This is a genomic window from Lacinutrix sp. Bg11-31 (assembly GCF_002831665.1).
In the GTDB taxonomy this organism is placed as follows: Bacteria; Bacteroidota; Bacteroidia; order Flavobacteriales; family Flavobacteriaceae; genus Lacinutrix.
The window spans coordinates 2,062,659-2,081,001 of record NZ_CP025118.1 but is presented as its reverse complement, the minus strand read 5'-3'; the positions used below and the strand labels follow the sequence as shown (position 1 = coordinate 2,081,001).

At 32.6% G+C, this 18,343-nt stretch carries 30 protein-coding genes; all 30 read left to right on the top strand.

Going from position 1 to position 18,343, the window contains the following annotated elements:
- Position 1: 1 nt before the first annotated feature.
- The 30 genes from rpsS (at position 2) to CW733_RS09245 (ending at position 18,299) form a co-directional block, all read left to right on the top strand.
- Positions 2-280, top strand: a complete 279-nt coding sequence (rpsS, locus tag CW733_RS09390; RefSeq protein WP_100996944.1) for a 30S ribosomal protein S19 — start codon at positions 2-4, stop codon at positions 278-280.
- Positions 281-286: 6 nt separating this feature from the next.
- Complete coding sequence (gene rplV / locus CW733_RS09385) at positions 287-694, top strand: 50S ribosomal protein L22 (RefSeq protein WP_055435709.1); 408 nt, start codon at positions 287-289, stop codon at positions 692-694.
- Between the two features lie 7 nt (positions 695-701).
- Positions 702-1,424 carry a 30S ribosomal protein S3 gene (rpsC, locus tag CW733_RS09380; protein ID WP_055435710.1) on the top strand — a complete coding sequence of 241 codons (723 nt, stop codon included), beginning with the start codon at positions 702-704 and terminating at the stop codon, positions 1,422-1,424.
- A 20-nt stretch (positions 1,425-1,444) separates the two neighbouring features.
- Complete coding sequence (gene rplP, locus CW733_RS09375) at positions 1,445-1,864, top strand: 50S ribosomal protein L16 (RefSeq protein ID WP_055435711.1); 420 nt, start codon at positions 1,445-1,447, stop codon at positions 1,862-1,864.
- Positions 1,865-1,877: 13 nt separating this feature from the next.
- Positions 1,878-2,069, top strand: a complete 192-nt coding sequence (gene rpmC / locus CW733_RS09370; RefSeq protein WP_013869036.1) for a 50S ribosomal protein L29 — start codon at positions 1,878-1,880, stop codon at positions 2,067-2,069.
- Positions 2,070-2,081: 12 nt separating this feature from the next.
- A complete protein-coding gene (gene rpsQ, locus CW733_RS09365; RefSeq protein WP_100996943.1) occupies positions 2,082-2,339 on the top strand; it encodes a 30S ribosomal protein S17 in 258 nt (85 codons plus the stop codon).
- A 2-nt stretch (positions 2,340-2,341) separates the two neighbouring features.
- On the top strand, positions 2,342-2,710 hold the full coding sequence (gene rplN, locus CW733_RS09360) for a 50S ribosomal protein L14 (RefSeq protein WP_013869034.1): 369 nt from the start codon (positions 2,342-2,344) through the stop codon (positions 2,708-2,710).
- A gap of 13 nt (positions 2,711-2,723) precedes the next feature.
- Positions 2,724-3,035, top strand: coding sequence for a 50S ribosomal protein L24 (gene rplX / locus CW733_RS09355; protein ID WP_100996942.1), 312 nt, complete (start codon positions 2,724-2,726; stop codon positions 3,033-3,035).
- 2 nt (positions 3,036-3,037) lie between these two features.
- Positions 3,038-3,589, top strand: a complete 552-nt coding sequence (gene rplE / locus CW733_RS09350; RefSeq protein WP_100996941.1) for a 50S ribosomal protein L5 — start codon at positions 3,038-3,040, stop codon at positions 3,587-3,589.
- A 3-nt stretch (positions 3,590-3,592) separates the two neighbouring features.
- A complete protein-coding gene (gene rpsN / locus CW733_RS09345) occupies positions 3,593-3,862 on the top strand; it encodes a 30S ribosomal protein S14 (RefSeq protein WP_055435713.1) in 270 nt (89 codons plus the stop codon).
- Between the two features lie 60 nt (positions 3,863-3,922).
- The gene (rpsH, locus tag CW733_RS09340; protein ID WP_100996940.1) at positions 3,923-4,321 is read left to right on the top strand and encodes a 30S ribosomal protein S8; all 399 of its coding nucleotides are present in this window, start codon (positions 3,923-3,925) and stop codon (positions 4,319-4,321) included.
- A 19-nt stretch (positions 4,322-4,340) separates the two neighbouring features.
- Positions 4,341-4,883, top strand: coding sequence for a 50S ribosomal protein L6 (gene rplF / locus CW733_RS09335; protein ID WP_100996939.1), 543 nt, complete (start codon positions 4,341-4,343; stop codon positions 4,881-4,883).
- A 10-nt stretch (positions 4,884-4,893) separates the two neighbouring features.
- Positions 4,894-5,250 (top strand): 50S ribosomal protein L18, encoded by a 357-nt coding sequence (gene rplR, locus CW733_RS09330; protein ID WP_055446725.1) that lies wholly within the window; start codon positions 4,894-4,896, stop codon positions 5,248-5,250.
- Positions 5,251-5,256: 6 nt separating this feature from the next.
- A complete protein-coding gene (gene rpsE / locus CW733_RS09325; protein WP_055446724.1) occupies positions 5,257-5,781 on the top strand; it encodes a 30S ribosomal protein S5 in 525 nt (174 codons plus the stop codon).
- An 11-nt stretch (positions 5,782-5,792) separates the two neighbouring features.
- Positions 5,793-5,975, top strand: a complete 183-nt coding sequence (gene rpmD / locus CW733_RS09320; RefSeq protein ID WP_100996938.1) for a 50S ribosomal protein L30 — start codon at positions 5,793-5,795, stop codon at positions 5,973-5,975.
- Positions 5,976-5,988: 13 nt separating this feature from the next.
- Positions 5,989-6,441: a 50S ribosomal protein L15 gene (gene rplO / locus CW733_RS09315; protein WP_100996937.1), complete on the top strand. Its 453-nt coding sequence runs from the start codon at positions 5,989-5,991 to the stop codon at positions 6,439-6,441.
- Positions 6,442-6,456: 15 nt separating this feature from the next.
- Positions 6,457-7,812 (top strand): preprotein translocase subunit SecY, encoded by a 1,356-nt coding sequence (secY, locus tag CW733_RS09310; RefSeq protein WP_100996936.1) that lies wholly within the window; start codon positions 6,457-6,459, stop codon positions 7,810-7,812.
- A 62-nt stretch (positions 7,813-7,874) separates the two neighbouring features.
- Entirely contained in the window at positions 7,875-8,090 is a 216-nt protein-coding gene (infA, locus tag CW733_RS09305) for a translation initiation factor IF-1 (RefSeq protein WP_007094967.1), read from the top strand.
- Between the two features lie 5 nt (positions 8,091-8,095).
- Positions 8,096-8,212 (top strand): type B 50S ribosomal protein L36, encoded by a 117-nt coding sequence (ykgO, locus tag CW733_RS09300; RefSeq protein WP_076732133.1) that lies wholly within the window; start codon positions 8,096-8,098, stop codon positions 8,210-8,212.
- 2 nt (positions 8,213-8,214) lie between these two features.
- On the top strand, positions 8,215-8,589 hold the full coding sequence (gene rpsM / locus CW733_RS09295) for a 30S ribosomal protein S13 (protein WP_034061873.1): 375 nt from the start codon (positions 8,215-8,217) through the stop codon (positions 8,587-8,589).
- Between the two features lie 109 nt (positions 8,590-8,698).
- Complete coding sequence (gene rpsK / locus CW733_RS09290) at positions 8,699-9,091, top strand: 30S ribosomal protein S11 (protein ID WP_034061869.1); 393 nt, start codon at positions 8,699-8,701, stop codon at positions 9,089-9,091.
- 193 nt (positions 9,092-9,284) lie between these two features.
- Complete coding sequence (gene rpsD / locus CW733_RS09285) at positions 9,285-9,890, top strand: 30S ribosomal protein S4 (RefSeq protein ID WP_100996935.1); 606 nt, start codon at positions 9,285-9,287, stop codon at positions 9,888-9,890.
- Between the two features lie 92 nt (positions 9,891-9,982).
- Positions 9,983-10,975, top strand: coding sequence for a DNA-directed RNA polymerase subunit alpha (locus tag CW733_RS09280; RefSeq protein WP_100996934.1), 993 nt, complete (start codon positions 9,983-9,985; stop codon positions 10,973-10,975).
- 123 nt (positions 10,976-11,098) lie between these two features.
- Positions 11,099-11,569: a 50S ribosomal protein L17 gene (gene rplQ, locus CW733_RS09275; protein ID WP_100996933.1), complete on the top strand. Its 471-nt coding sequence runs from the start codon at positions 11,099-11,101 to the stop codon at positions 11,567-11,569.
- Positions 11,570-11,690: 121 nt separating this feature from the next.
- Positions 11,691-12,410 (top strand): hypothetical protein, encoded by a 720-nt coding sequence (locus CW733_RS09270; protein ID WP_100996932.1) that lies wholly within the window; start codon positions 11,691-11,693, stop codon positions 12,408-12,410.
- Positions 12,411-12,515: 105 nt separating this feature from the next.
- On the top strand, positions 12,516-13,211 hold the full coding sequence (locus CW733_RS09265; RefSeq protein ID WP_100996931.1) for a hypothetical protein: 696 nt from the start codon (positions 12,516-12,518) through the stop codon (positions 13,209-13,211).
- A 96-nt stretch (positions 13,212-13,307) separates the two neighbouring features.
- Positions 13,308-14,411, top strand: a complete 1,104-nt coding sequence (carA, locus tag CW733_RS09260) for a glutamine-hydrolyzing carbamoyl-phosphate synthase small subunit (RefSeq protein WP_100996930.1) — start codon at positions 13,308-13,310, stop codon at positions 14,409-14,411.
- 153 nt (positions 14,412-14,564) lie between these two features.
- Positions 14,565-15,857, top strand: a complete 1,293-nt coding sequence (gene eno / locus CW733_RS09255; protein ID WP_100996929.1) for a phosphopyruvate hydratase — start codon at positions 14,565-14,567, stop codon at positions 15,855-15,857.
- Between the two features lie 177 nt (positions 15,858-16,034).
- Entirely contained in the window at positions 16,035-17,321 is a 1,287-nt protein-coding gene (locus CW733_RS09250) for a citrate synthase (RefSeq protein ID WP_100996928.1), read from the top strand.
- 63 nt (positions 17,322-17,384) lie between these two features.
- Positions 17,385-18,299: a dimethylarginine dimethylaminohydrolase family protein gene (locus tag CW733_RS09245; RefSeq protein WP_100996927.1), complete on the top strand. Its 915-nt coding sequence runs from the start codon at positions 17,385-17,387 to the stop codon at positions 18,297-18,299.
- The last annotated feature ends 44 nt before the right edge of the window (positions 18,300-18,343 follow it).

The window sequence follows — 18,343 nt, the reverse complement described above, 5'->3', positions numbered from 1 at the left end:
CATGGCAAGATCATTAAAAAAAGGACCTTACGTTCATTATAAATTAGAGAAGAAAGTTGCTACTAACGTTGAGAACAACAAAAAGACAGTAATTAAAACTTGGTCAAGAGCAAGTATGATTACTCCAGATTTTGTTGGTCAAACAATAGCAGTACACAATGGACGTCAATTTGTTCCAGTATATGTTACTGAGAATATGGTAGGTCATAAATTAGGAGAATTTTCACCAACAAGATCTTTTAGAGGTCACGCTGGTGCTAAAAATAAAGGTAAAAAGTAGTAAGCTATGGGAAGTCGTAAAAAACAAATGGCAGACGCTATTAAGGAAGGTAAAAAGCAAATTGCTTTTGCTAAACTTAATAACTGTCCTACATCACCGAGAAAAATGCGTTTAGTAGCCGATTTAGTAAGAGGTGAACGCGTGGAAAAAGCACTTAACATATTAAAGTTTAGTTCTAAAGAGGCATCAAAACGTTTAGAAACATTGTTAGTATCTGCAATTGCAAACTGGCAAGCTAAAAATGAAGATGCATCTATAGAAGAAGCTGAACTTTTTGTTAAAGAGATTAGAGTTGATGGAGGATCTATGTTAAAAAGATTGCGTCCAGCACCTCAAGGTCGTGCACACAGAATAAGAAAGCGTTCTAACCACGTAACAATCGTAGTTGGAGCTAACAATAATACACAAAGCTAAGATAGATATGGGACAAAAGACAAATCCAATCGGAAATCGCTTAGGAATTATCAGAGGATGGGAATCTAACTGGTATGGAGGTAACGATTATGGAGACAAACTTGCTGAAGATTATAAAATCAGAGAGTATGTTCACGCACGTTTATCTAAAGCTAGTGTAAGTAGAGTAATAATCGAGAGAACTTTAAAACTTGTAACCGTTACTATCACAACTGCTAGACCTGGTATTATTATCGGTAAAGGCGGTCAAGAGGTAGACAAGTTAAAAGAAGAACTTAAGAAAATTACAGGTAAAGAAGTTCAGATCAATATCTTTGAGATTAAAAGACCTGAATTAGATGCATTTTTAGTAGGAACAAGTATCGCTCGTCAAATTGAAAATAGAATTTCATACAGACGTGCAATAAAGATGGCTATTGCTGCTACTATGCGTATGAACGCTGAAGGAATTAAAATCCAAATTAGTGGACGTTTAAATGGTGCTGAAATGGCACGTTCTGAACACTACAAAGATGGACGTATACCTTTGTCTACATTTAGAGCCGATATTGATTATGCTTTAGTTGAGGCACATACTACTTATGGTAGGTTGGGTGTTAAAGTATGGATCATGAAAGGTGAAGTATATGGTAAAAGAGAACTTTCTCCTCTTGTTGGATTATCTAAGAAGCAAGGAAAAGGTGGACGAGGCGGAAGAGATAATAAGAATCAATCTCGTCGTAGAAAGTAATTTTTTAAAGAACAAGAAAAATGTTACAGCCTAAAAGAACAAAATTTCGTAAACAACAAAAAGGACGTATGAAAGGTAATGCCGGAAGAGGGCACCAACTATCAAACGGAACTTTTGGAATAAAATCACTAGACTCGAATTTTTTAACTTCGCGTCAAATAGAAGCAGCGCGTATTGCAGCTACTCGTCACATGAAAAGAGAAGGGCAACTTTGGATTAAAATATTTCCAGATAAGCCTATTACAAAGAAACCTCTTGAAGTACGTATGGGTAAAGGTAAAGGTGCCGTTGAATATTGGGCAGCAGTAGTAAAACCAGGTAGAGTCCTTTTTGAAATAGGAGGTGTGCCATTAGACGTTGCAAAAGAAGCATTACGTTTAGCAGCACAAAAATTACCTGTAAAAACAAAGTTTTTAATCGCTAGAGATTACGAAGCATAATTTATTTGATATTATGAAACAATCAGAAATTAAAGAATTATCTGTAGCTGAGTTACAAGAGAAACTCAGTGAGACAAAAAAGAGTTATTCAGACCTAAAAATGGCACATGCAATATCTCCTTTAGATAACCCAATCCAATTACGTTCTGTAAGAAGAGACGTAGCTAGATTGGCAACGGAATTAACTAAAAGAGAATTACAATAATTCTGCTGAAAGATGGAAAAAAGAAACTTAAGAAAAGAACGTATAGGAATAGTTACTAGTAACAAAATGATGAAATCAATCGTTGTTGCCGAAGTAAAAAAAGTGAAGCATCCTATGTACGGAAAATTCGTTTTAAAAACGAAAAAATACGTAGCACACGACGAAACAAACGACTGTAACATTGGAGATACAGTAAAGATCATGGAAACAAGACCTTTATCTAAATCTAAGTGTTGGAGATTAGTTGAAATAATTGAAAGAGCGAAGTAATTATGGTACAACAAGAATCAAGAATAAAAGTAGCAGATAACACTGGAGCAAAAGAAGTTTTAGTAATCCGCGTTTTAGGAGGTACTAAAAGAAGATATGCTTCTGTAGGTGACAAAGTTGTTGTTTCTGTTAAAGATGCAACTCCTAATGGAAACATTAAGAAAAAAGCAGTCTCTACAGCAGTTGTTGTACGTACTAAAAAAGAAGTAAGACGTCCAGATGGATCTTATATTAGATTCGATGACAATGCTTGTGTACTTTTAAACCCAACGGGTGAAATGAGAGGAACACGTGTATTTGGACCTGTTGCTAGAGAACTTCGTGATAAACAATTCATGAAAATTGTATCATTAGCACCAGAAGTGCTTTAAGACATTTATAAAGATGACAAAGCTTAAAATAAAATCTGGAGATACTGTAAAAGTAATTGCTGGAGATCATAAAGGATCAGAAGGTGTAGTACAAAAAGTATTAGCCGATAAGAACAAGGCGATCGTTGAGGGCGTGAACATGGTAAAGAAACATACTAAACCAAGTGCACAAAGTCCACAAGGAGGAATCGTAGAAAAAGAAGCTCCTATCCAAATTTCAAACTTATCATTGTTAACTTCTAAAGGAGAAGCTACAAGAATTGGATATAGAATGGAAGACGGAAAGAAAGTAAGATTTTCGAAAAAATCAAACGAAGTAATATAGTTATGGCATATTCACCTAGACTTAAAGAAGAGTATAAAAGCAAAGTAATTGCAGCTCTTACAGAAGAATTTGGTTATAGTAATGTAATGCAGGTTCCTAAACTTAAAAAGATAGTATTATCTAGAGGAGTTGGGGCAGCAGTTGCAGATAAAAAATTAGTTGACTACGCATTAGATGAGTTAACAACTATAACAGGACAAAAAGCGATAGCTACATTGTCTAAAAAGGATGTTGCAGCTTTCAAATTACGTAAAGGTATGCCAATTGGCGCTATGGTTACGTTAAGAGGAGAAAGAATGTACGAATTTTTAGATCGTTTAGTAACTTCAGCTTTACCACGTGTAAGAGATTTCGGTGGTATTAAAGCTAAAGGTTTTGATGGAAGAGGTAATTACAATTTAGGAATTACTGAACAAATAATATTTCCAGAATTAGATATTGATAAGATCAATAAAATTTCTGGTATGGATATTACTTTTGTGACTTCTGCCGAAACTGATAAAGAAGCAAAATCATTATTAACAGAATTAGGTTTACCTTTTCAAAAAAACTAAGTTATGGCTAAAGAATCAATGAAAGCCCGCGAGGTGAAAAGAGCTAAAACAGTAGCAAAATATGCTGAGAAACGTAAAGCTTTAAAAGCAGCCGGCGATTACGAAGCACTACAAAAGTTACCAAAAAATGCTTCTCCAGTTCGTATGCACAATAGATGTAAATTAACAGGACGACCAAAAGGTTACATGCGTACATTTGGTGTTTCTCGTGTTACATTTAGAGAGATGGCTAACCAAGGTTTAATACCAGGAGTTAGAAAAGCAAGTTGGTAAAAATTTAAATTGGTCTAAGGTTCATAATAGTATGAAAACCAAGCCCGTAAATTAATAAATATGTATACAGATCCAATTGCAGATTTCCTTACAAGAGTTAGAAACGCTGTGCGTGCTAACCATAGAGTAGTGGAAATTCCTGCATCAAATTTAAAAAAGGACATAACTAAAATATTATTCGATCAAGGATATATTTTAAGTTATAAGTTCGATGATTCTTCAGTACAAGGAACAATTAAAATTGCCCTTAAGTACAATAAAGAAACAAAAGAGCCAGTAATTAGAAAATTACAAAGAATCAGTAAACCTGGTTTACGTTTGTATTCTAGTTCAACTGAATTGCCTCGTATTCTTAACGGTTTAGGTATTGCTATAGTTTCAACTTCTCATGGAGTTATGACAGGAAAGCAAGCTCAACGTGAGAATGTAGGTGGTGAAGTTTTATGTTACGTTTACTAATCTATAAAACAAGAAAGAGATGTCAAGAATAGGAAATAATCCAGTGGCAATTCCAGAAGGAGTTACTATAGAAGTAAAAGATAACGTTGTTACAGCAAAAGGTAAGTTAGGAGAGCTATCTCAATCTTATGATACAGTAACAGTTAAAGTTGAAGAAGGAAAAGTGTTAGTAACACGTCCTTCAGATAATAAAGAAAGTAAAGCTAAGCATGGTTTATATAGATCACTTATCAATAATATGATTGATGGTGTATCTAAAGGATGGACAAAAGAGCTTGAGCTAGTTGGAGTAGGATATAGAGCAAGTAACCAAGGTAACAAATTAGAGTTAGCTTTAGGTTTTTCTCATAACATTGTTTTAAGTGTTGCACCAGAAGTGAAAGTGGAAACAGTTTCAGATAAAGGTAAAAATCCAATCATTAAGTTAACATCTCACGACAAACAACTTGTTGGACAAGTAGCTGCGAAAATTCGTGGATTTAGACCACCAGAGCCTTACAAAGGAAAAGGTGTGAAGTTTGTAGGTGAAATACTAAGAAGAAAAGCTGGTAAATCAGCATAATAATTAAGTTATGAAGTTAACAAAAAACCAAAGAAGACTAAGAATTAAAAGCAGAATCCGTAAGGTTGTTTCTGGTACAGAAGCAAGACCAAGGTTAGCTGTTTTTAGAAGTAATAAAGAAATTTATGCTCAGGTTGTTGATGATGTTACAGGTAAAACTCTAGCAGCAGCATCTTCAAGAGATAAAGACATTAGTTCTGCAAAAGGTAACAAAAGTGAAGCCGCTACTTTAGTTGGTAAAGCTGTTGCTGAAAAAGCAATTAAAGCAGGAGTAGATACTATCGCTTTCGATAGAGGTGGTTATTTATATCATGGTAGAGTAAAATCATTAGCTGAAGGAGCTAGAGAAGCAGGACTTAAATTCTAAGAAATTATGTATAAAAAATACAGAAGTGCAGAGTTAGTAAAACCAAGTGGTTTAGATCTTAAAGATCGTTTAATTGGTGTGCAAAGAGTTACTAAAGTAACAAAAGGTGGTAGAGCATTTGGTTTTTCAGCAATCGTAGTGGTTGGTGATGAAGCAGGTGTTGTAGGACATGGTTTAGGAAAGTCTAAAGATGTAGCAAGTGCAATTGCAAAAGCTATTGAAGATGCTAAAAAGAACCTTGTACGTATTCCTATTATCAAAGGAACATTACCTCATGAACAAAAAGGTAAATACGGTGGAGGACGAGTAAACATCATCCCTGCAGCTCCTGGTACAGGAGTAATTGCTGGTGGAGCTGTAAGAGCTGTATTAGAAGCAGTTGGGGTACACGATGTACTATCTAAATCTCAAGGATCATCTAATCCACATAACGTAGTAAAAGCTACTTTCGATGCATTATTGCAATTAAGAAGTGCTCAAACTATTGCTCGTGAAAGAGGAATATCTTTAGAGAAAGTTTTTAACGGTTAATATTTACAGAAATGGCAAAGATAAAAGTAACAAAAGTTAAGAGCGCGATCAACCGTACTAAAAGACAAAAGTTAACATTGTTAGCTTTAGGTTTAAAAAAGGTAGGACAAACTATTGAGCACGATGACACTCCTAATATTTTAGGAATGATTAGAAAAGTTAATCACTTAGTTTCTGTAGAAGGAGCTAAATAACATATACTGAAAAATGAATTTAAGTAATTTAAAACCTGCAGAAGGTTCAGTAAAAAATCAAGGAAAAAGAATAGGTAGAGGACAAGGTTCTGGAAAAGGTGGTACTGCAACACGTGGTCACAAAGGAGCAAAATCTCGATCTGGTTATTCTAAGAAGGTTGGTTTTGAAGGTGGTCAAATGCCTCTTCAAAGACGTGTACCTAAATTTGGTTTTACAAATATCAATCGTAAAGAACATCAAGGTATTAACTTAGATACTTTACAAAGATTAGTTGATGAAAAGAAAATTAAGGATACATTAGATTTTGAAACAATCGTTTCTTTAGGATTAGCTGGTAAAAACGAGCTTGTAAAAATCTTAGGAAGAGGAGAGTTAAAAACTAAGTTAACTGTAACTGCACATAAATTTACTGCTACTGCGAAAGCTGCTATTGAAGCTGCTGGAGGAGAAGCTGCAACTTTATAAGACCTACTAGAGAATATGAAATTTATAGAAACGATAAAGAATGTTTGGAAAATCGAAGAACTAAGAAACCGAATCATATTTACTTTAGGTTTATTATTAGTTTATCGTTTTGGAGCACAAGTTGTTTTACCAGGAATCGATGCTTCGCAATTAGCAAGCTTACAAGGTAAAGCAGATGGTGGTGGAATATTTGGTTTATTAAATGCCTTTACTGGCGGAGCTTTTGCAAATGCATCTGTTTTTGCTTTAGGTATTATGCCATACATCTCTGCTTCTATTGTAGTTCAGTTAATGGGAATTGCTATTCCTTATTTACAGAAGCTTCAAAAAGAAGGTGCTAGTGGACAAAAGAAAATAACTCAGATTACAAGATGGTTAACCATAGGTATTTGTTTAGTACAAGCACCAGGTTATTTAGCTAGTTTAGGACCAATGTTTGGTATTCCGGATTCTGCATTCTTGTTAGGTCAAGGTGGCGTATTCTACTTTTCATCTATAGTAATATTAGTAACAGGTTGTATTTTTGCAATGTGGTTAGGAGAAAAAATTACCGATAAAGGTATTGGTAATGGAATCTCTTTATTAATTATGGTTGGAATTATTGCAACATTACCAAAGTCGTTCTTACAGAATATGAGTGCTAGATTTACTACAGGTAATGGAGCTATGATGATCCTTTTTGAAATACTAATTTGGTTTGCTATTATTGCAGCATCAATATTATTAGTAATGGCTGTTAGAAAAATAGCAGTACAGTACGCAAGAAGATCTGCAACAGGAGGATACGAGAAAAATGTATTTGGTGGAGCAAGACAATTTATTCCATTAAAGCTTAATGCTTCTGGTGTAATGCCAATTATCTTTGCACAAGCTATAATGTTTGTACCCGGTTTAATAGGTGGTTCATCTTTATTAAAAGAAACGACAGCTGGGCAATGGATGATTGCTAATTTTTCTGATATGTTTGGATTATGGTATAATATTGTATTTGCATTGTTAATTATTATATTTACATATTTTTACACAGCTATTACTGTACCTACAAATAAGATGGCAGACGATTTAAAACGTAGTGGAGGTTTTATACCAGGTATACGTCCAGGATCTGAAACATCAGAATATTTAGACAAGATTATGTCTCAAATAACTTTGCCAGGTTCAATATTTTTAGCCTTAATTGCAATATTTCCAGCATTTGTTTTCAAATTAATGGGAGTGCAATCAGGTTGGGCATTGTTCTTTGGTGGAACATCATTATTAATTATGGTTGGAGTTGCAATCGATACTATGCAACAAGTAAATTCTTACTTGTTAAATAGACACTATGATGGCTTGATGAAAACTGGTAAAAACAGAAAAGCAGTAGCTTAATGTAAATAAGGTTTAGAAATCTAGGCAAGGTAATTGCATATAGATTACTAAAAAGAATATATATGGCAAAACAAGCAGCAATAGAACAAGACGGAACAATCATTGAAGCATTATCAAATGCGATGTTTCGTGTAGAATTAGAAAACGGTCACATTGTGACAGCACACATATCGGGTAAAATGCGTATGCATTATATTAAGTTGTTACCTGGTGATAAAGTAAAATTAGAAATGAGCCCTTATGATTTAACTAAGGCTCGCATAACTTATAGATACTAATTACGATGAAAGTAAGAGCATCAGTTAAAAAGAGAAGCGTAGATTGTAAAATCGTGCGTAGAAAAGGTAGACTTTATGTCATTAACAAAAAGAATCCTAGATTCAAACAAAGACAAGGATAATTATGGCTAGAATTGCAGGTGTAGATATACCAAAAAACAAAAGAGGAGTGATCTCATTAACTTATATCTACGGAGTAGGTAGAAGCAGATCACAAGAAATTTTAGCATCAGCTAAAGTAGACGAAAGTATTAAAGTTCAAGATTGGGACGATGATCAAATAGCAGCCATTCGTGATGCCGTTGGAACATTTACAATTGAAGGCGAATTACGTTCTGAAACACAATTAAACATTAAGCGATTAATGGATATTGGGTGTTACAGAGGTATACGTCATAGAGCTGGTTTACCTTTAAGAGGTCAACGTACTAAAAATAACTCTAGAACCAGAAAAGGTAGAAGGAAAACTGTTGCGAACAAGAAAAAGGCAACTAAATAATAATTAGAAATTTGGTCTTTAGTGTTTAGACGTTGGAAAGAATCTGTTTGAAATTATTTAGGTTTAGGATTCTAGCGACTATCAACTAACTACTTAGAACTATAGAAATATGGCAAAGACAAATGCAAAATCGGCTAAAAAACGTAAAGTTATAGTTGAATCTGTTGGAGAAGCACACATAACAGCATCTTTTAACAACATTATTATCTCATTAACAAACAAAAAAGGTGACGTGATATCATGGTCATCTGCAGGAAAAATGGGGTTTAGAGGTTCTAAAAAGAACACACCTTATGCGGCTCAACTTTGTGCAGAAGATGCATCAGGTGTAGCTAAAGAAGCTGGCTTAAAGAAAGTTAAAGTTTACGTAAAGGGTCCAGGAAATGGTAGAGAATCTGCTATTCGTTCTATTCATAATGCAGGTATTGAAGTAACAGAAATTATTGATGTTACTCCATTGCCACATAATGGATGTCGTCCTCCAAAACGTAGAAGAGTATAATAGCATTATTTTAATAATGTTATGCAAAATGCAAAATAAATTAATATCAGCTATTTAATATAGTTGATATTAATTTTTTGTGTAAATTTGCAAACTGAAAATATTATTAACAAGTATCAACGAGAGATCAACGCTAGTCGAAGGATAAGATTAAGACCTTAATTCACCAAGCACTCTCATAAAACAATTTAAAATGGCAAGATATACTGGTCCTAAAACTAAAATAGCTCGTAAATTTGGCGAAGCTATCTTCGGAGACGATAAAGCTTTCGAAAAAAGAAATTACCCACCAGGACAACACGGAAATGCACGTCGTCGTGGTAAAAAATCTGAATATGCAATCCAATTAATGGAGAAGCAAAAAGCTAAATACACTTATGGTGTATTAGAAAAGCAATTTAGAAACATGTTCAAAAAAGCAACTGCATCTCCAGGGATTACAGGTGAAGTTTTGTTACAATTATGTGAATCTAGATTAGATAACGTAGTTTTTAGAATGGGAGTTGCACCAACAAGAAGTGCAGGAAGACAACTAGTATCTCACAGACATATTACAGTAAATGGAGAGTTGGTAAATGTACCATCTTACCAATTAAAAGCTGGTGATGTTGTAGCTGTTAGAGAAAAGTCTAAATCTCTTGAAACTATCGAAAGATCGTTATCAAACTCAAGTAATGTTTACGAATGGATTACATGGAATACAGCAACAAAGGAAGGAACTTTTGTTTCTATTCCTGCTAGAATTCAAATTCCAGAAAATATTAATGAGCAATTCATAGTAGAATTATACTCTAAATAATAATTAATCATATTGGTATTTGGCCAAAGGGTTTTTAGTGTTCTTCAAACTTATTAACCGCGCAACTAAATAACAATTAAAACGAAGAAAATATGGCAGTATTTAATTTTCAGAAGCCTGATAAAGTAATCATGATTGATTCTACTGATTTCGAAGGTAAATTCGAATTCAGACCACTAGAACCAGGTTACGGATTAACAGTAGGTAATGCTCTTAGAAGAGTTTTATTATCTTCTTTAGAAGGATTTGCAATTACATCTATTAGAATAGAAGGAGTTGATCACGAATTTTCAGCAATTGCTGGAGTCGTAGAAGATGTAACAGAAATTATTTTGAACTTAAAACAAATGCGTTTTAAACGTCAAATAGAAGATGTAGATAACGAATCTGTTTCTATTTCTATTTCAGGTCAAGATAAAATTACAGCAGGTGATTTTCAAAAATTTATTTCAGGATTTCAAGTTTTAAATTCAGATTTAGTTATTTGTAATTTAGATCCTAAAGTAAGTATTACAATGGAAATTACAATTGAAAAAGGAAGAGGTTATGTTCCTGCAGAAGAAAATAAGAAAGCTTCAGCACCAATAGGAACAATTTTTACTGATTCAATATACACACCAATAAAAAATGTTAAGTATAGCATTGAGAATTACCGTGTAGAGCAAAAGACAGATTACGAAAAATTAGTTTTCGAAATCCAATCAGATGGTTCTATTACACCTCAAGATGCTTTAACTGAAGCAGCAAAAACGTTAATTCACCACTTCATGTTATTCTCTGATGAGCGTATCACTTTAGAAGCTGATGAAATCGCTCAAACGGAAACTTATGATGAAGAATCTCTTCACATGAGACAGTTACTTAAAACTAAGTTAGTAGATATGGATTTATCTGTACGTGCGCTTAACTGTTTAAAGGCTGCAGAAGTAGATACTCTAGGAGACTTAGTATCTTTTAATAAAAATGACTTAATGAAGTTCCGTAACTTCGGTAAGAAATCTTTAACTGAGCTTGAAGAGCTTGTAAATGTAAAAGGTTTAAATTTCGGAATGGACTTATCAAAATACAAATTAGATAAAGATTAAAGAATTTTAGAGTGTAATATTCGACTGAATATTACACTCTAAAACTTAATCAACACAATAAATAATTAATCATATTTTGCTCCTCGAATAAGAGTTTGGTAGCAAGATGATAAAACAAATGTCATGAGACACGGAAAAAAAGTAAACCATTTAGGTCGTCAAACGGCTCACAGAAAAGCAATGTTAGCAAACATGGCTTCTTCTTTAATAGAGCATAAGCGTATTAATACTACAGTAGCTAAAGCAAAAGCTTTAAGAGGTTTTGTTGAGCCAATGATTACTAAAGCAAAAAATGATACGACACATAATCGTCGTCTAGTTTTTTCTAAATTACGTCAAAAAGAAGCCGTTACAGAATTGTTTAGAGATGTAGCAGCAAAAATTGGTGATCGTCCTGGTGGTTATACAAGAATTATCAAGTTAGGAAACCGTTTAGGTGATAACGCTGATATGGCTATGATTGAGTTAGTAGATTATAATGAAATCTACAACGCAGACAATAAAGCTAAGAAAACTACACGTAGAAGCCGTCGAGGTGGTAAAGCAACAGCTGCACCAGTTGAGACTAAAGCATCTAACGATGAAGAGGAATAGAAATTAAAACTATTATAAAAAAAAAGGATAAGCTAGTTTAGTTTATCCTTTTTTTTTGTTTGAAAATCAAAATAACGACACTATATTTGTGTAATTACTATAAATCTTTAACCAATATTTTATGAAAAAATTATTTTTTATGGCACTTATGTTAAGTGCAAGTCTTTCTTTTTCTCAAACTAGTTCTTCTACTATAATACCAGATGGTGGTGGAAATAATGCCAGTGATATACAGAATATTAACAGTAGAAGCGGTATGTGGATTCAATCTACTAAATCTAATAATTATGAAGGTACTTTTTATCTTTTTGAAAATTGGATATATAAGGCAGAAGTGTTTGATATTAAGGGAAAAGGCTATGATTTACCTAATTGTAATTTTAATGTTAAATCTAATCGGTTAGAAGCTCTAATAGAAAACGATATAGATGATAAAAATGGTAAAATTTTCGCCTTTAATTCTGCTGACTTAAGTAAATTTAGAATTGGACAAAAACTGTTTGTTAAGAAAAACACAAATAAAGGAGCCAATAGTATGGTTGAGTTGATACAACAAGGTCCTAAAGTGTCATTGTATAAGTATTATAATACAACTATAAAAACTACTAGAATAAACCCGATGACTCAACAAAAGATGGGAAGGGATAAGATTATTCTTTCTCCTACTTATTTTACTGAAAGTGAAGGAGTAATGACTGAGGTTAAGCTTAAGAAGTCTGCGATATTAAAAATTATGGCCAGTAACAAAAGCGAAGTAAAAAGCTTTATAAAGGAAAATAAGCTAAATATTAATGAGGATGAAGATGTTTCTAAAGTTTTTAAATATTATAATTCTTTATAATTTTAATAAATGTTAAACAGAAAAAAAGGATAAACTATATTAGTTTATCCTTTTTTTTGTGTTTAAGGTACAGTTATTGATGATGTAATATTAAATAAAGAAAACATGAAAAACATTAACTTTAATGTTCTTTTTTTAACACTATTTAGTATTAGCATTAGTTTTTCTCAAAACTTTGTTGATATATCCGATGAAAGTACTAGGTTTCAAAATTTACTAGAAAAATCTAATAATGGAAATTTTAAATCATTAAACAGTTCTGATTTTAATGGGACTACTTTAGTTTTTAAGGATGATAGAACAGCTATATTAAAAACGATGTCAGGTGATTCTTTTAAGTTGCCTAACGTAAATTACGATGCTTACTCAGATAGGATTGTTACAAAAATTAATAAAGATTCTATATTCATCTATAATGATGCTGTTATAAATTATGTTGATTTTAATAATACAATTGCAAAAAAATATTTAATTGACAATTCAGGAAGTCGTTATCTTTTTACTTTAGAAAATGGAGAGAAAGTTTCATTTTTAAAAGGCTACATAGGAAAAGTAATCAAAGGAAAAGTTAATCCAATGACCAAAAAGATGATGACTATGAATAGGTTGAAAATTTCAAACATCTATTTTATAACTAAAAACAATAAAACTGCAATAGAAATAAACTTAAAGAAAAGTAATATACTTTCAATTTTGAATGATAAAAAGAATGAAATAACAAAGTTTGTTAAATCTGAAAAACTATCATATAAGAAAGAAGAAGATGTAATAAAAATTATTAAACGTTACAATTCTCTGTAATGTTAATAAGCATTTAATATAAAAAGGATAAACTATTTTAGTTTATCCTTTTTTTTATGCAATTTTGCTAAACTTTTTGACATAACGACTACATTTATGAAATACCAAAAATTAAAAAAAGCATTAATATTATTAGCAGATGGAACCATTTTCCATGGTAAGGCAGTTGGAAAAGAAGGAAGTGCATTTGGAGAAGTCTGTTTTAATACAGGAATGACAGGTTATCAGGAAATCTTCACAGACCCTTCTTATTACGGTCAATTAATGGTTACTACCAATGCGCATATTGGAAACTATGGTGTTAATAATGAAGAGGTAGAATCTGATTCTGTTAAAATTGCAGGGTTAATTTGTAAAAATTTTAGTTATAATTTTTCTCGGGAAGCAGCAGATGGTTCATTAGAGGATTTTCTTAATCAAAATAATTTATTAGCAATTTCAGATGTAGATACAAGAGCACTTGTAGCATACATTCGTGATAATGGAGCAATGAATGCTGTTATTTCTACAGATATTGAAAATATCGACGCGCTTAAAAAACAATTGGCAGATACGCCAAACATGAATGGTTTAGAGCTAGCATCAAAAGTATCGACTAAAGAACCTTATTTTGTTGGAGATGAAAATGCTTCAGTTAAAATAGCAGCTTTAGATATAGGTATTAAAAAGAATATCTTAAGAAACTTAGCAAAAAGAGATGCTTATATAAAAGTCTTTCCTTATAATTCTAAGTTTGAAGCTTTAGAAGCTTTCAAGCCAGACGGTTATTTTTTATCAAATGGACCTGGAGATCCAGAACCATTAATAGAAGCTCAAGATCTAGCAAAAGAAATTATAAAAAGAAATTTGCCATTGTTTGGAATCTGTTTAGGACATCAAGTAATAGCATTAGCTAATGGTATTTCTACTTATAAAATGCATAATGGTCACAGAGGAATTAATCATCCTGTAAAAAACTTGGTAACAGGTAAAGGAGAAATTACTTCTCAAAACCATGGTTTTGCTATTAATAGAGAAGAGACAGAAGCTCATGAAGATGTAGAAATCACACATGTACATTTAAATGACAATACTGTTGCAGGAATAAAAATGAAATCTAAAAATGTTTTCTCTGTTCAATATCATCCAGAAGCAAGTCCTGGACCACACGACTCGTCTTACTTATTTGACGAGTTTATAAATAATATAAAAAATAAGTAATATCAAATAAGCAATAGAATGTATTTTCTGTTGCTTATTTTATTTTACTAAAACGTTGTAGATAATTTTTTATTCAATTCTAATATAAATACTATATACGACACAAAATTAAACCGTAAATTTAAAGGTTAAACAAAATTTAAAAGACCAATTATGAGTATAATTATCAATGTTCACGCAAGACAAATTTTTGATTCAAGAGGAAATCCAACGGTAGAAGTAGATGTAGAAACTGAAAATGGTTTTGTAGGAAGAGCTGCTGTACCATCTGGGGCATCAACAGGAGAACACGAAGCAGTAGAGTTGCGTGATGGTGGTGATAAATTTATGGGTAAAGGTGTTACTAAGGCTGTAGAAAATGTAAATACTATTTTAGCTGAAGAACTTTTAGGTGTAAATGTATTCGAGCAAAACTATATAGATACTTTAATGTGCGAAATAGATGGAACACCCAACAAAGCTAAGTTAGGTGCAAACGCTATTTTAGGTGTTTCTTTAGCAGTAGCTAAAGCAGCAGCAGCAGAGTTAGGGATGCCATTATATCGTTATGTTGGAGGTGTAAGTGCTAATACTTTACCAGTACCAATGATGAATATTATTAATGGAGGTTCACATAGTGACGCACCAATTGCATTTCAAGAATTTATGGTTATGCCAGTAAAAGCGGAGAGTTTTTCTCATGCATTACAAATGGGAACAGAAATTTTTCATAATCTAAAAAAGGTATTACACGATAGAGGCTTAAGTACAGCAGTTGGAGATGAAGGTGGATTTGCTCCAAATTTAGAAGGAGGAACAGAAGATGCTCTTGATACAATTAAAAAGGCAGTTGATAACGCAGGTTATACATTAGGAGACGATGTTATGATTGCTTTAGATTGTGCAGCAGCAGAATTTTATGTTGATGGAAAATACGATTACACTAAATTTGAAGGTGAAACTGGAAAAATAAGATCAAGTAAAGAACAAGCAGATTATTTAGCTGAATTGTCTCGTAACTATCCAATTATCTCTATCGAAGATGGTATGGACGAAAACGATTGGGACGGTTGGAAATACTTAACAGAGCAAATTGGTGATAAAGTACAATTAGTTGGTGACGATTTATATGTTACTAATGTAGAGCGTTTATCTAAAGGAATAAAAAACGATATTGCTAACTCTATTTTAATTAAAGTAAACCAAATTGGAACTTTAACCGAAACTATTGCAGCAGTAAATATGGCTCATAATGCTGGTTATACTTCAGTAATGTCTCATAGATCTGGTGAAACAGAAGATAACACTATTGCAGATTTAGCTGTAGCATTAAATTGCGGACAAATAAAAACAGGTTCTGCTTCACGTAGTGATCGTATGGCAAAATACAATCAGTTATTACGTATTGAAGAAGAATTAGGAGAAGTAGCATACTACCCTAAAATGAAGGCTTTTAAAATAGGATAAGCCTCTCTATTATACAATTATAATTTAAAGCCTTTCAGTTACACTCTGAAAGGCTTTTTTTATTCCATAACTTTTATCAATATCTTAATTGTTAAATCATTGTAAAGAAGTTTTAAAAATCGCTACTTATTTCGTAAATTAGCATTCCGCATAAACAAGTAAAAATTCAATAAAAATATGTCAAAAACTGCTACGTTAGAAATCGACGGAAAAAAGCATGAGTTTCCTTTAATAGTAGGAACAGAAAATGAAGTTGCAATAGATATTAAAACACTAAGAGCTGTAACAGGTGGTGTAACAACTTTAGATCCTGGATATAAAAATACAGGAGCGTGTGAAAGCGCTATCACTTTTCTAAATGGAGAAGAAGGAATCTTAAGATATAGAGGGTATTCTATTGAAGAGTTAGCAGAGAAGGCAGATTTTTTAGAAGTAGCTTACTTGTTAATTTTTGGAGAGTTACCAACTCAAGAGCAATTAGATAAATTTAATGCAGATATTAAAGAACAATCTGTAGTAGACGATGATATTAAAAAAATAATAGATGCTTTTCCTAAGTCAGCCCACCCAATGGGAGTGTTGTCGTCTTTAACAAGCGCATTAACAGCTTTTAATCCTTCTTCTGTAGATGTAGATTCTGATGAAGAAATGTACAAGACTGTTTGTAAAATAATGGGTAAATTTCCAGTATTAGTCGCTTGGACTATGCGTAAGAAAAAAGGATTGCCATTAAATTATGGAGACAGTTCTTTAGGTTATGTAGAAAACATTTTAAAAATGATGTTCTCTAAACCAAATGAAGAATACAAGCAAAATGAAATTTTAGTAAATGCACTAGATAAATTGTTAATTCTACATGCAGATCACGAGCAAAACTGTTCTACTTCTACTGTAAGAATAGTAGGTTCTGCACATACTGGTTTATTTGCATCTATATCTTCAGGTATTTCTGCACTTTGGGGACCACTACATGGTGGTGCAAACCAAGCAGTATTAGAAATGTTAGAAGCTATTAAAGAAGATGGAGGAGATACAAAAAAGTTTATGGCTAAGGCTAAAGATAAAGAAGATCCTTTCCGTTTAATGGGCTTTGGACATAGAGTTTATAAAAACTTCGATCCTCGTGCAAAAATTATTAAGGTTGCAGCAGACGAGGTATTAGCAGATTTAGGTGTTGAAGATCCTGTACTTGATATTGCAAAAGGTTTAGCTTCTGAGGCATTAAGCGATGAGTATTTTGTAAAACGTAAGCTTTATCCTAATGTAGATTTCTACTCAGGTATTATTTACAGAGCAATGGATATTCCGGTAGAAATGTTTACTGTAATGTTCGCTTTAGGTCGTTTACCAGGTTGGATTGCACAATGGAAAGAAATGCGAGCGCGTAAAGAACCAATTGGACGTCCAAGGCAAATTTATATTGGTGAAAACCTTAGAGCCTTTAAGTCTGTTGAAAAAAGATAATATTTAATAAATTTTAGACAAAGCTTCATAAGAAATTATGGAGCTTTTTTATATACTCTCATCATGTTAAAACTCAATGTTAAAAATGAAACATCACGCCTTAGAGCAGTTGTTTTAGGTACAGCAAAAAGTAATGGTCCAACACCTAGTTTGGGTGAAGCTTACGATCCAAAATCTGCGGTACATATTAAAGCAGGAACCTATCCTGTAGAAGCTGATATGGTTAAAGAAATGGAAGCAGTCGCTACTATTTTTAAGAAGTACGACGTTAAAGTTTATAGACCAGAATTAATAGAAGATTGCAATCAAATTTTTGCTAGAGATATAGCTTTTGTTATAGATGACGTCTTTGTAAAGGCAAATATATTGCCAGATCGCGAGAATGAGCTAGATGCTATTCAATACATAATAGATCAAGTAAGTGCAGAGAAGGTTATTCGTCCACCAGAAGAAGTACATATAGAAGGTGGTGACGTTATGCCTTGGAATGATTATATTTTTGTTGGTACATATAGAGAAGACGAATATTCCGATTGTATTGTTGCGCGTACAAATGTACAAGGTGTAGAATTTCTAGAAAAAACCTTTCCTAATAAAAAGGTAAAGTCTTTTAATTTAAGAAAATCGCAAACCAATCCAAGAGATAACGCTTTGCATTTAGACTGTTGTTTTCAACCTATTGGAACAAATAAAGCGATTTTACACAAAGAAGGATTTCTTGAAGAAGAAGAATATGAATGGCTTTTAAATTACTTCGGAAAAGAAAATTGTTTCATTATCTCTAAAGAGGAAATGTATAACATGAATAGTAATATATTTTCAATTTCTGAAGATGTTATTATTTCTGAAAAAAACTTTACAAGATTAAATACTTGGCTACGCGACAATGGTTTTACGGTAGAAGAAGTGCCTTATGCTGAAATTTCTAAACAAGAAGGTTTACTTAGATGTAGTACTATGCCATTGATTAGAGATTAGTATAAAAACAAAAAATGCGTCACAATTGCGACGCATTTTTCTCA